Raw genomic sequence first — 12,330 nt, forward strand, 5'->3', positions numbered from 1 at the left:
GAGCGCGGCTTATTGTCGTTCATCAACAGGCGTAAAAGGGCTTATGGCTGGACGAATTCCGCGCGCATTTATCAATGACTTATTAGCTCGTACCGATATCATCGATCTGATCGATGTTCGTGTGCCGCTTAAAAAACAGGGTAAAAATCACCACGCGTGCTGTCCATTTCATAACGAAAAGACACCCTCGTTTACTGTTAATGGCGATAAACAGTTTTATCATTGCTTTGGTTGCGGAGCTCACGGCAACGCCATCGATTTTCTGATGAATTACGACAGACTTGAGTTTGTCGAATCCATCGAAGAATTAGCTGCCATGCATGGTCTGGAAGTCCCTTATGAAGCGGGTTCCAGTAGCAGTCAGATAGAACGTCACCAAAGACAAAACCTTTATCAACTGATGGATAAGCTTAACAGCTTCTATCAAAATGTATTAAACACCCCCGCTGCACAACAAGCCCGGCAATATCTGGCTCAGCGTGGGCTTAGTGAAGAAATTATCCACCGTTTCTCGATTGGTTTCGCTCCCGCTGGTTGGGATAACACCTTGAAACGGTTTGCTCATAACGCGGAAGAGCATCAACAATTAAATGATGCCGGCATGCTGGTCACAAATGACAATGGCCACACGTATGACCGCTTCCGCGAACGAATAATGTTTCCAATCCGTGACCGTAGAGGGCGCGTGATTGCATTTGGTGGACGTGTTTTAGGGGATGCACTCCCAAAATACCTCAACTCACCAGAGACTGAAATTTTCCATAAAGGCCGTCAGCTATACGGCCTCTATGAAGCACAACAAAATTACAGTGACCTTTCACGGTTATTAGTGGTTGAAGGTTATATGGATGTGGTAGCACTGGCGCAGTTTGGTATTGATTATGCTGTTGCCTCTCTAGGTACTTCCACTACATCGGAACATATTCAATTACTTTTTCGTGCTACTGATAACGTCATCTGCTGTTACGATGGCGACAGAGCCGGGCGTGATGCAGCATGGCGAGCATTGGAAACAGCGCTACCTTATCTGAATGATGGTAGGCAGTTACGTTTTATGTTTTTGCCTGATGGCGAAGATCCTGATTCACTAGTCCGTAAGGAAGGCCGGAAAGCATTTGAACAAAGAATGGAACAATCTCATACATTGTCTGAATTTCTGTTTGAATCATTACTGCCACAAGTTGACCTGAGTAGCCCTGAAGGGAAAACAAAACTCAGTTCACTTTCTGTACCATTGATTAACCAGATTCCTGGGGAAACTTTGCGTCTCTATATGAGACAAGAACTTGGCAATATGATAGGCATTCCTGATGCAGTACAGTTGGAACGTTTATTGCCGCAGCGTCTGGAAAGTGGGAATAATTATCAGATGCCGCAGCTAAAACCGACAACTATGCGTATACTTATAGGACTGTTGGTACAAAACCCACACTTAGCCGCTTTAGTTCCCCTACAGGGAATTATGCAGGCCAAAATCGCAGGCTTATCATTATTTACGGAGCTTGTGGAGGTTTGTCTTACTCAGCCAGGGCTGACAACTGGACAACTGCTAGAACAATATCGTGATAATAAATTTAGTAAACAACTTGAAAAATTAGCTACATGGAACGATATACAAGTAGAAGAAATAGCAGAAAATACATTTCGTGACGCATTGGATCATCTCGTTGATTCAGCGTTAGAAGAACGTTTAGACATTCTTATCGCCAAGGCAAGAACCGAAGGTCTGACACCGGAAGAGCGCGAAGAAGTTCGCTTGATTAATGAATCCCGTGCCAGAAAGTAAACACTGAATTCACGGCTTAAGTGCCGCATTTGGTAGGGAAATAACCCTACATTTTGCCGCTATAAGTGGGCAGCGGCAATATAACGAAAACGCCCTTAAAAGTTATTGTTGGCAGATTAATTTCGCCGACCGACACCAACCCAAATACTCTGAAGTGTGGATACCGTCTTATGGAGCAAAACCCGCAGTCACAGCTAAAGCTACTTGTCACCCGTGGTAAGGAGCAAGGCTATCTGACCTATGCTGAGGTCAATGACCATCTGCCGGAAGATATCGTCGATTCCGATCAGATCGAAGATATCATCCAGATGATCAATGACATGGGCATTCAGGTAATGGAAGAAGCACCTGATGCCGATGATCTGATGCTAGCAGAAACCGCTAACGACACAGATGAAGACGCTGTGGAAGCTGCTGCGCAAGTCCTGTCTAGTGTTGAATCTGAAATCGGTCGCACCACCGACCCGGTACGTATGTACATGCGTGAAATGGGTACCGTTGAGCTATTGACCCGGGAAGGTGAAATTGACATTGCTAAACGCATTGAAGATGGCATCAATCAGGTACAGTGCTCCGTTGCTGAATACCCTGAAGCAATCACCTATTTACTGGAACAATATGACCGTGTGGAAGCAGGTGAGGCTCGCCTGTCAGATCTCATTACCGGTTTCGTTGACCCGAACGCAGAAGAAGAGCTTGCGCCTACTGCTACTCACGTTGGTTCTGAGCTTCCACAGGAAGAACTTGATGATGATGAAGACGACGATGATGAAGACAGTGATGACGATGGCGATGGTGATGATGACAACAGCATCGATCCAGAATTAGCGCGCCAGAAATTCCAAGAACTGCGACAACAGTATGACATCACCCGTCAGGAAATTAAGGAAAACGGTCGCAACCATCCAAATACTGCGGCCGAGATTTTAAAACTTTCAGAAGTTTTCAAACAGTTCCGTCTGGTGCCAAAGCAGTTTGACTATCTGGTCAACAACATGCGTTCTATGATGGATCGCGTTCGCCTTCAAGAACGCCAAATCATGAAAATGTGTGTTGAACAGTGCAAAATGCCGAAGAAGAACTTCATCACTTTGTTTTCCGGTAATGAAACCAGCGACATTTGGTTTACTGCTGCAAAAGCAATGAACAAACCGTGGTCTGAAAAACTACTTGAGGTGGAAGAAGAAGTACAGCGCAGCCTGCAAAAACTTCGTCAAATTGAGGAAGAAACGGGTTTAACCATTGAACAGGTGAAAGATATCAACCGTCGTATGTCCATCGGTGAAGCAAAAGCCCGCCGAGCGAAAAAAGAGATGGTTGAAGCCAACTTACGTTTGGTTATTTCAATTGCCAAAAAATACACCAACCGTGGCCTGCAATTCTTGGATCTGATTCAAGAAGGCAACATTGGCCTGATGAAAGCGGTTGATAAATTTGAATATCGTCGTGGTTATAAGTTCTCAACTTACGCCACATGGTGGATACGTCAGGCAATTACACGTTCAATTGCTGACCAAGCTCGTACCATTCGTATACCCGTTCATATGATTGAGACAATCAACAAACTCAATCGAATTTCCCGTCAAATGTTGCAGGAAATGGGACGTGAACCAACGCCGGAAGAGCTGGCAGAACGAATGTTGATGCCGGAAGACAAAATCCGTAAGGTACTGAAAATTGCCAAAGAACCTATCTCAATGGAAACGCCAATTGGTGATGATGAAGATTCACATTTAGGTGATTTCATTGAAGATACAACGCTGGAACTGCCGCTGGACTCTGCAACCTCAGAAAGCCTGCGTTCAGCAACCCACGATGTTTTAGCGGGTCTGACCGCTCGTGAAGCAAAAGTACTGCGTATGCGTTTTGGTATTGATATGAATACCGACCATACGTTGGAAGAAGTTGGTAAACAGTTTGACGTTACCCGTGAACGTATCCGCCAGATAGAGGCGAAAGCACTACGTAAACTACGTCACCCAAGCCGTTCTGAAGTTCTGCGTAGCTTCCTTGATGAATAATCAAAAATTTTATTCATTCTGACTAAAAAGCGTCTGCTCCGGTAGACGCTTTTATCTTTTGATCTCACTCAATTAACATTCTCTCCAGCCGATAGATAAAGAAGCCGTTTTCCACTTAGTGATTAAATAACAATGAAAGGCATAATGAAAGGCATATAGTTGTCATTCAAATAATCGTTCATAAAATAGATTTTCATCGGAATAATAATATGACCAGATAACGCAAAATCGCTTCGGAAAAATTAATTCAGTGACGGATAGAAATGTTAAATAGACCATAAAAACAGCTAATATATATCACTCCCCGTTTTCACTACTTACTAAAAACGCAATTTTGCACATAAAATGATCATACGAATTTACAAAGCTAGACCGCGAGCAAAACTGTACGTATAATCCCTCCCATCCAACGGCCCCTTAGCTCAGTTGGTCAGAGCAGGCGACTCATAATCGCTTGGTCACTGGTTCAAGTCCAGTAGGGGCCACCAGATTTTCTATGTGAAAACAGATAGATAGACCACTCAAGCAAGAGTGGTTTTTTTATGTCTTTTAGCCAGTGTCCCCTTTTTGTCCCCTGAGAAAATTTTCATGTCCCTGTTGTGCCATTGTTCATACACAAGGAAGATTGTTTTTTGACCTAACGAACCAAACGCGAAAAAAATTTTCTGCCAATGAAAATATATCTACTTAACTTAGTTGATTTCAATTTTCTAATAGCTACGAGACCGCTCTAGTACTGTGTTTTGAAATTTCCTTCGGCTTATCTTCGTGATCTTACTTCTTACGTAAAATAGAAATATTTCCTTACTATCATTATGTTAACTTTTCTGCCATGATCCTTCCTAGATCTACAAACTGAAATGTCCTGAAAATCTTTTCAATCAATTTCAGTTTGCCGCTTCTCCCACAATACCAGTGCGCCTTGCTATCGCTTCTATGGTGGTTCAGGCAGGTTTCAGACCATCACAACACGAACCCGTAGCGCTGATTGATACCACATGATTAATCTGGTACATATTGGTTTGATTGATAACAGTGCTGTGTGCATCTGGTTGCAGTTTATCAGGATATAAAAAAGGCCACGTATTAACGCAGCCTGTTAATTAATGGTGATTTTCATTCAATGGACAAAGTTAACTGATGTCCGATAGCCGATGCGACCTTACCCACCGTATCAATTTTAGTTGCGTGCCGTAAATCAAAGATACGGGTCACTTCCTGCTTTTTCACCCCCATACGGTTGGCTAATTCAATTTGCGTTAATTTGGAATCAAGAAACGCATTGAGCATAAGCACCTTAGAGGCCACGCTTAAGGGCACATCAACATAATCCTGCCCTACGGGGCCAGGAAGCGGGATTTTTTCATTATCTTCGAAGTAAAATTCAAAGGCGGTTATTAGCGCATCGAGCGCCATCTCTAGCGCCTCTTCCCGTGTATCCCCTTGGGTTAAAGCTTCGGGGATATCCGGGAACGAGACGAAATAACCGCCCTCTTCTACTGGCTCTAGTGTGACTGGATATCGCATATTTTTAATGGTAAACCTGTGCGAGAACCCGCCCCTTGCGAGGCGGGTTTTTATCACAATCCTAATTGCTTAATGATTGCTTTCCTCAGCGGCTCTTTGATCTCTTGGCTAGGGTGTCTCGGCATAATGCTTCGTTTCCCCTGATATCTCAGTTTCAGATGGTTTGTCTCATTTGAAACTTCGACGCCTTGAGCTTCCAGCCACCGCCTAAACTCGCTTTGCTTCACCACTTCTCCATTCTGTTGAACATACAAACACAGTAAACATTTATGATTACCATGTCAACATTCTTGTTTACCATATGAAAGGGTAAAAATAAACCTCATCAAAGAGAGGCCAATCAATCTAGCTAATTACAGGAGAATATTTTTGTTTCAATCCATTGGATTTATAAATCGTGTTCCTTATCGCACTAGCGTTCCCCGTCGTACCTGTGTTGTGGCGCGTATGATTGCTCAGGAAATTGGTGTCACACCTGCTGAGATATGGACAGTCGGTATTTTGATGAAAATAAGCAGCCTATCAAACGAACCGCTCGAAATGATTTACCAAGCAATCCTGATATCACATAAATTATTTCTATATCCGAAAAAGTAACGGCAACTTTTAAACCACTAAACTAATATAACGCTATGAATTCTCGGTTTTTTTATTACACTCACTTCCCATTCTTTAATATCAGAATTGTATTCATAGCGCTATAAAAGCGTAAAAAAATCCGCATGTTGCGGGCGAGATAATTTTATTTCAGACCATCAAAACACGAACCAGTAGCATTGATTGAAACCGCATTTAAAAAGGTGTCCCAATGTTATTATGTGTATGACTCGCGGTAAACTACACTAATCTGTTGGCTATCCTCCCATACTACCGGAGCAATAACCGCTTGAACACGGGTTCAAGTCCAGTCGGGATTACCAAATTTAAGCTGTTAGATCAATATATTGGGCCACTTAAACAAGAGTGGCTTGCTTGATCAAAGGCGGTAAATGTTAAAGGCCACCGGGAGGTTCCCCTGATGGCCTTAGCTACGTTTCCGTTATCTATTTCAGAAATGCACGGATCAGCTCTAAAAGCGCGATTAACGCTTTGAGAACGATGATAGCAGTGTCAATAAATGCTTTCACCCGTTTGCTCCAGTTAGGAGCACGACTTAACCAGCCATTGCCTTTACGCTGCCTGTCCGGCTGACTTCCATCAAGTCAGTTAAGGAATATCGCGCTCTGACCGAGGCACTGAAGCAGCACCACCTGTTCTTCAGCCAGGACTTACGAAAACTTACGTCAGAGATACACAGGCCAGAACGCTACCCAAAACTAACAGCAGTTGATTATAGGTTTATTTTCAGATGATTCAATCAATTAAAATGGTGAGTTGGTAAAAACAAAAAACCAACTGGTGAGGTTGGCTTTTTTGTTTTACACATAAAGGGCGCGGGTATCTTTTGTGCTATTACCGAGATTGGTGGCCTCAGTCCTAGCGCGATATTCCTTAACTGACATAACCAGTCTAATGCCTATAGCATAAAATATCAACCTAGGGTGCGGAGTAAAAAAACCTCACATAAATGGAATGATATTCACCCAATCACAGGTGAATACTTCTATTTCAATCCATCGAATTTATAGACCGTGTTCCTTATCGCACAGGCGTTCTCCGGCGTACCTGTGTTGTAGTGCGTATGGGCGGCAGTCTGTTCCGCCAGTGCTTTAACCACATCCAATGTCTCTAACATCAAGGTCATGACGTTGATTTGCTGGCTGCCCACCCAAACCACGGGCGCAATGATTTCTTGCCTGGCTCCGGCGATGCTCTGCTTAAGCAGGACAATCTTCTCTATCAGCTTTTGCCCGACTTCAACATTGGTCTCTTTCCCCACACTGGCAACGAAATTTGATGATGTTAAAGGCCACCGGGAGGTTCCCCCGATGGCCTTAGCTACGTTTCCGTTATCTATTTCAGAAATGCACGGATCAGCTCTAAAAGCGCGATTAACGCTTTGAGAACGATGATAGCAATGTCAATAAATGCTTTCACCCGTTTGCTCCAGTTAGGAGCACGACTTAACCAGCCATTGCCTTTACGCTGCCTGTCTGGCTGGCCCTCATCTGTGTTAGCAGGAGAATATCGCGCTCTGACCGAGGCACTGAATCAGCACCACCTGTACTCAGCCAGGACTTACGAAAACTTGCGTCAGAGATACACAGGTCAGAACACTACCCCAAACTAACAGCCGTTGATTATAGGTTTATTTTCAAATGATTCAATCAATTAAAATGATGAGTAGATAAAAGTAAAAAACCAACTGGTGAGGTTGGTTTTTTTACTTTTACCCTTGGATAGGGCGATTCGTCTTTGCGCTATACGAGATTGGTAGCCTCGGTTCCAGCGCGACATTCTCCTGCTAACACAATCAGTCTACACCTTAAAAAAGGTGTTATCAACTTATGCTATAGCGTAACAACCTCACATAAATAGAATGATATTCATCCAGTCACAGACGAATACTTCTGTTTCAATCCATCGGATTTATAAACCGTGTTCCTAATGGCGCTGGCGTTCTCCGACGTGCCTGTGTTGTAGTAAGTATGGACAGCAGCCAGCTCCGCCAGTGCTTTAACACATCCAACGTCTTTAACATCAATTGCATGACATTAATTTGCTGGTTTCCCCCTCAAACCATAAGTGTGTAAGGCCCAAAAACTAAAATTTATTGAAAACTTTTCAATTAGCAATTTCTCTCTCGCCATCAATGCTGACGCAATCTGATGAGGCTACTCCGTAAAAAAGAGGGAGAACCATAGATTTTATTTCTAACGGTCAGTAACAACAAAACGGCGACAAAGATTTTCTTGACCGCTCTACCCTTCAGCCAAGAAAACAAGGCTACTTGCTATGGCTTTTGTACAACAGCGCTATAGACCGACATATAGTTTTTCACCAGAGCGACCGAAAAGTTTTCAGCCAGTACACGCAACTCTTCCAGAGGACCACCAACGCCTTTAGGAAAGTTTCGTTCGATATTGGCCTTAACATCTAATAACCAATGCATTGCATCAATATTAGACGGCAGTACCCTCATATCTTTAATGACGAAACCGCTTTCCTCTAACACCTGTCTAAAATAACCAGATGTTTTGCGGTTAGCACAAGCGAGACGATCAATAATGTCAGGAGTATCCGATTTATAGTTGTCCAACTCCACATTATAGAGATTGTCAGAAATAATCACCTGACCACCCGTGTTCATACGTTTGAATAATGCACACATAGCCTTTTCATACAACGAGTTCGGAAAATGTGAAATAACACCACGGATAATCACCAGATCATAAGGTTCCTGCGGATCAGGTAAGCGATCAATATCCTGTGCATTACATAGATACAGATTGATACGCTCAGAAAGTCCATATTGTGCATGAAATTCAGCACAATACCGCAACTGCTGCTCGCTGATATTCACACCATCCAAACGCTTACATTCAGGAAAACGCTCAGCCAGATATTTCAAGATATAACCCCAACCACAACCGATATCCAAAATACGCCGAATTGGTGGCCTTTCAATCTTTGTTTCCAAACCAGCTAAAAGCAATTGACGATCAAAATAACGAATACCTGACTCATCCAATGAAATTGGTGGTTTTGAAGCCGGATCATCATAAATACCACATTGGAATAACAGTGTATCGCCAATCACCTTGCGCCAACGTTCTGGATCTTCGCAATAAGTTTGTACCACTTTACTTTCGTAGTCGTTGGTAGTTTCCCCTCGGATGATGTGATAGGGCAGGACAGGTTCAACATCAGTGCAAAACATATTATTAAAGCTACTCATGAGCTTTTCCTTATTAAAGGTTTTTAAAAGCGTCGCACCCTTAATTTGCTGGGATTTGCGGCGTATTGGTAAATATCAATAAAATATTCATATCTAATTAATTTAATACCGTGATTACTGATAAATTACATTACTATCAGATTAGTCTTTGCCACTCTTCAATATCTTGATACGAAAGACCATCAATAATTTTTTTGAACCAAACCGTATACACATCAGGATCATTGTTAATTAGCTCACTCAATTTCAGTGGATTAACCCATTTGTAATCGGACACCTCATCAGGGTTAATTATCGGTCCTTTATCAAAGCGCCCGATAAAAACATGATCATATTCAATCAAATCATTAGGCAGTATTGCGTGATAAATAAATGACGAAACCTTTTTCAATGGACAGTCCAAACCCATCTCTTCTCCAAGACGCCGGCACGCAGCGGCTTCCAGAGCTTCACCAACTCTGGGATGACCACAACAGCTATTAGTCCAAAGTCCGGCTGAATGATATTTGGTTGCCGCCCGCTTCTGTAGGAGTAAATTCCCTTTATTATCAAAAATAAAGATAGAAAAGGCCCGATGTAACATACCCTTCTGGTGAATATCATTTTTTCCCGCCGAACCAATGGGATTGTCATATTTATCAACAAGAACAAGTATTTCATCCATTATTAATAGCCTTTGTGTGTATTGAATAACATAAAATCACAAACTTTAATTAACAATAAAATATAATCCATATTCAGCAAGTACTAAATTAACTTCACAAGGATAAGAATATTTTTCATAACAATATGATATAAATCACAAAATAAAAACATTTCATCCATTCCATTCTGCATCAATGAAAAAAAATAAATTAATAGAATAATTATTAATGCCTTCATTAAATGGATTCAAAAAAGAATATATCTAATATTAATCATTTACCACCAATATTCATCTGCTAAATTTGTTACAGCTCATGACCTCAGGTATCACACCAAAATCATAGCCATTTCTCTCATTTTTTTGGATGTGCTTTTACAACAGAAAACTAAACGAATAATAAACAAACAAGAAAAAACCCCCTCAATAACTAAACAATCATTAAACAACTGTTGATTTTTTACCTTAAAAAAACAAAAATAAACATCCGTTGAAGTTTTGTTTAATACTAGGGAAGTATACTCATCACTTACAATTCATCTTTCCTCCCGTATTTTATAGCTAGATAAAGACATGGAATATATGTATCAACCTGCCAGTTCAGGAATCCGACTGTTCACAGATTTAGTCGGAAAAAAAATCAGCCCGAGTCCCCATTGGTATTCTGCGCAGAATCGCACTAAATTTGCTTTACGCAGCGCCCTGATGCCAATATCGACGTTAAAACTATTAAACCAGATAGTTAATACACCGTTTTATCTGGATATTTTGAAGAAACAACCTTGTTTACCTTCTAAACTACATCGTCCCTATCTAAGCATAAACTTCAATAGAGGGCAGACGTTACGTGCAATAAATGAACATTACCAGCTACTGTTTACTGGTTTGAATCAATCTATTGTTAATAAAATATTTCGTTCCAATGCATATCCATTAGCGGTTATCAATGGTAAGAGTGGAACATATACTATTTCTTTAGATTCTATGGACTGTTTTAATAAAGAAGGCGAGCTTACTCTATTTATTACAACAGAAGATAATAAAACTTTGGCAAGATGCGCCTTCACACTACTCACTATTGCCGGTAAAAAAACATTGTTCATCGGTGGGCTACAAGGCTCCAAAGGCGATGCAACCCTTGAAATTATCCGCGATGCAACAAAAGATTGTTTCGGATTATTTCCAAAACGCTTACTGCTTGAATCTATTTGCCGTTTTGCTGCCCACTTTGAATGTCAGCAAATTCTGGCAGCCAGCAACGATACCCACATCTATAAAAGCCTACGCTATTGGCATAAAAAGAAAGATAAATTAGTCGCTGATTACGATTCTTTCTGGGAATCATTAGGTGGAACAAAGGAAAAAAATAAAGATTTCCATCTGCCATTATCTATTGAAAGAAAACCTCTTGAAGATATAGCCAGCAAGAAACGGGCGGAATATCGTCGCCGTTATCAATTACTAGATGAACTGGACAATGGCATGCGGCATTCCCTACCTTCAAATTAAATCAGATATCAGGCCGCTACCTTTCACCGGAGACGGCCTAATTTTACGACGACTCTTACCTCGGTTTAACCATCTGCCATTCAAGATGCATTTTAACCGCAGGCCATTCACAATTAATAATGCTGTAAACACAAGTATCCCTGATACTGCCATCTTTAGATACAGCATGACTACGCAGAATCCCATCAAGTTTTGCGCCCAGTCGCTCTATCGCCTTCCGACTCTGATGATTAAAAAAATGAGTGCGAAACTCCACTGCGATACATCCCAACTCTTCAAAAGCGTATTTCAATAAGAGATATTTTGCTTCCGTATTAACATGTGTCCGCTGAACAGAACGCGCATACCAGGTATAACCGATTTCCAACCGGCGGGCACCAGAATCAATATTCATATACGTGGTCATTCCAACCGCTTTACCTGTTCGATGATCAACAATAGCAAAAGGCAGCATAGTACCTTTTTCATGTAGCAATAAATGGCGTTCAATCTCGTTACCTAGCTCAGTCGGCGAAGGAACACTGGTGTACCACAACTTATGCAGTTCCCCCTCTTCAATTGCCTGTAAAAACTCATCATGCCGTTGGTGTGTCAGAGGTTCTAACGTCACCCCTTTTCCTGCCAAAGTTACCCATTCAGTCATCTGTTTTTTCATAATAACCTCTGAGTTATAAATTAAGTCAGAATAGAAGAGCTCACCCTATTCCAGAATTAAAACCGGAATCAAATTAATATATGTAAAATCAATCCCCTATTAAAGCAAAATCCGCACTTTTAACATCTTAGATAGCTCTCACATCATTTAGAAAAAAATACTAAATATACGCACTATTCTTACCAATCGTAGCCTGGTACATCCAACAGTAACCATATTCATACCAGGGCGGGATTCCACTTTGTATTTAATTTAATCAAAGATAAGTTGACTACGGAATTCCCCTGACCAAATGGCTCTTCGACGTTTAGCCGCCTGACTGTCTTTTATACTGGTATTCTGTTTAATCAC

The 12,330-nt window shown here is 41.5% G+C and carries 12 protein-coding genes, 1 tRNA gene and 1 pseudogene; 6 read left to right on the forward strand and 8 right to left on the reverse strand.

The features are described 5' to 3' along the window. Nucleotides 1–43 precede the first annotated feature (43 nt). The 3 genes from dnaG (at nucleotide 44) to EAE90_RS11625 (ending at nucleotide 4,295) form a co-directional block, all read left to right on the forward strand. On the forward strand, nucleotides 44–1,786 hold the full coding sequence (gene dnaG / locus EAE90_RS11615) for a DNA primase (protein ID WP_214053633.1): 1,743 nt from the start codon (nucleotides 44–46) through the stop codon (nucleotides 1,784–1,786). A 170-nt stretch (nucleotides 1,787–1,956) separates the two neighbouring features. Next, complete coding sequence (rpoD, locus tag EAE90_RS11620; RefSeq protein WP_214053634.1) at nucleotides 1,957–3,807, forward strand: RNA polymerase sigma factor RpoD; 1,851 nt, start codon at nucleotides 1,957–1,959, stop codon at nucleotides 3,805–3,807. Between the two features lie 411 nt (nucleotides 3,808–4,218). Continuing rightward, nucleotides 4,219–4,295: transfer RNA gene (locus tag EAE90_RS11625), tRNA-Ile, on the forward strand. A gap of 628 nt (nucleotides 4,296–4,923) precedes the next feature. Here EAE90_RS11625 and EAE90_RS11630 read toward each other — a convergent pair. Further along, complete coding sequence (locus tag EAE90_RS11630; RefSeq protein ID WP_036780360.1) at nucleotides 4,924–5,334, reverse strand: type II toxin-antitoxin system HicB family antitoxin; 411 nt, start codon at nucleotides 5,332–5,334, stop codon at nucleotides 4,924–4,926. A gap of 53 nt (nucleotides 5,335–5,387) precedes the next feature. Beyond that, nucleotides 5,388–5,561: a type II toxin-antitoxin system HicA family toxin gene (locus EAE90_RS11635; protein WP_214053635.1), complete on the reverse strand. Its 174-nt coding sequence runs from the start codon at nucleotides 5,559–5,561 to the stop codon at nucleotides 5,388–5,390. Between the two features lie 142 nt (nucleotides 5,562–5,703). Between EAE90_RS11635 and EAE90_RS11640 the strand changes: the two genes are divergently transcribed. Continuing rightward, nucleotides 5,704–5,931 (forward strand): hypothetical protein, encoded by a 228-nt coding sequence (locus EAE90_RS11640; RefSeq protein WP_214053636.1) that lies wholly within the window; start codon nucleotides 5,704–5,706, stop codon nucleotides 5,929–5,931. Between the two features lie 446 nt (nucleotides 5,932–6,377). Here EAE90_RS11640 and dinQ (EAE90_RS24685) read toward each other — a convergent pair whose 3' ends face one another. From dinQ (EAE90_RS24685) to dinQ (EAE90_RS24690), 3 genes and pseudogenes are all read right to left on the reverse strand, one after another. After that, entirely contained in the window at nucleotides 6,378–6,449 is a 72-nt protein-coding gene (gene dinQ / locus EAE90_RS24685; protein WP_369293964.1) for a damage-inducible type I toxin DinQ, read from the reverse strand. 488 nt (nucleotides 6,450–6,937) lie between these two features. Next, nucleotides 6,938–7,237 (reverse strand): annotated as a pseudogene (locus EAE90_RS11645) (hypothetical protein); the annotation flags it as partial. Between the two features lie 50 nt (nucleotides 7,238–7,287). Then, nucleotides 7,288–7,359, reverse strand: coding sequence for a damage-inducible type I toxin DinQ (gene dinQ, locus EAE90_RS24690; RefSeq protein WP_376744740.1), 72 nt, complete (start codon nucleotides 7,357–7,359; stop codon nucleotides 7,288–7,290). On the opposite strand from dinQ (EAE90_RS24690), the gene EAE90_RS11650 reads away from it, so the two are divergent. Continuing rightward, nucleotides 7,352–7,564 (forward strand): hypothetical protein, encoded by a 213-nt coding sequence (locus tag EAE90_RS11650; RefSeq protein ID WP_214053638.1) that lies wholly within the window; start codon nucleotides 7,352–7,354, stop codon nucleotides 7,562–7,564. The genes dinQ (EAE90_RS24690) and EAE90_RS11650 overlap by 8 nt on opposite strands. A 663-nt stretch (nucleotides 7,565–8,227) precedes the next feature. Here EAE90_RS11650 and EAE90_RS11655 read toward each other — a convergent pair. Both EAE90_RS11655 and idi read right to left on the reverse strand, forming a co-directional pair. Further along, on the reverse strand, nucleotides 8,228–9,172 hold the full coding sequence (locus tag EAE90_RS11655; protein WP_214053639.1) for an SAM-dependent methyltransferase: 945 nt from the start codon (nucleotides 9,170–9,172) through the stop codon (nucleotides 8,228–8,230). A 136-nt stretch (nucleotides 9,173–9,308) separates the two neighbouring features. Continuing rightward, the gene (gene idi / locus EAE90_RS11660; RefSeq protein ID WP_214053640.1) at nucleotides 9,309–9,836 is read right to left on the reverse strand and encodes an isopentenyl-diphosphate Delta-isomerase; all 528 of its coding nucleotides are present in this window, start codon (nucleotides 9,834–9,836) and stop codon (nucleotides 9,309–9,311) included. Nucleotides 9,837–10,388: 552 nt separating this feature from the next. Here idi and EAE90_RS11665 point away from each other — a divergent pair. Continuing rightward, a complete protein-coding gene (locus EAE90_RS11665; RefSeq protein ID WP_036780354.1) occupies nucleotides 10,389–11,324 on the forward strand; it encodes a VirK/YbjX family protein in 936 nt (311 codons plus the stop codon). 55 nt (nucleotides 11,325–11,379) lie between these two features. Here the strand turns inward: EAE90_RS11665 and EAE90_RS11670 are convergent, their stop codons facing one another. Continuing rightward, nucleotides 11,380–11,979 (reverse strand): GNAT family N-acetyltransferase, encoded by a 600-nt coding sequence (locus tag EAE90_RS11670; RefSeq protein WP_214053641.1) that lies wholly within the window; start codon nucleotides 11,977–11,979, stop codon nucleotides 11,380–11,382. Nucleotides 11,980–12,330: the final 351 nt, after the last annotated feature.

The sequence above is a fragment of the Photorhabdus caribbeanensis genome, assembly GCF_018448885.1.
Taxonomy (GTDB): domain Bacteria; phylum Pseudomonadota; class Gammaproteobacteria; order Enterobacterales; family Enterobacteriaceae; genus Photorhabdus; species Photorhabdus caribbeanensis.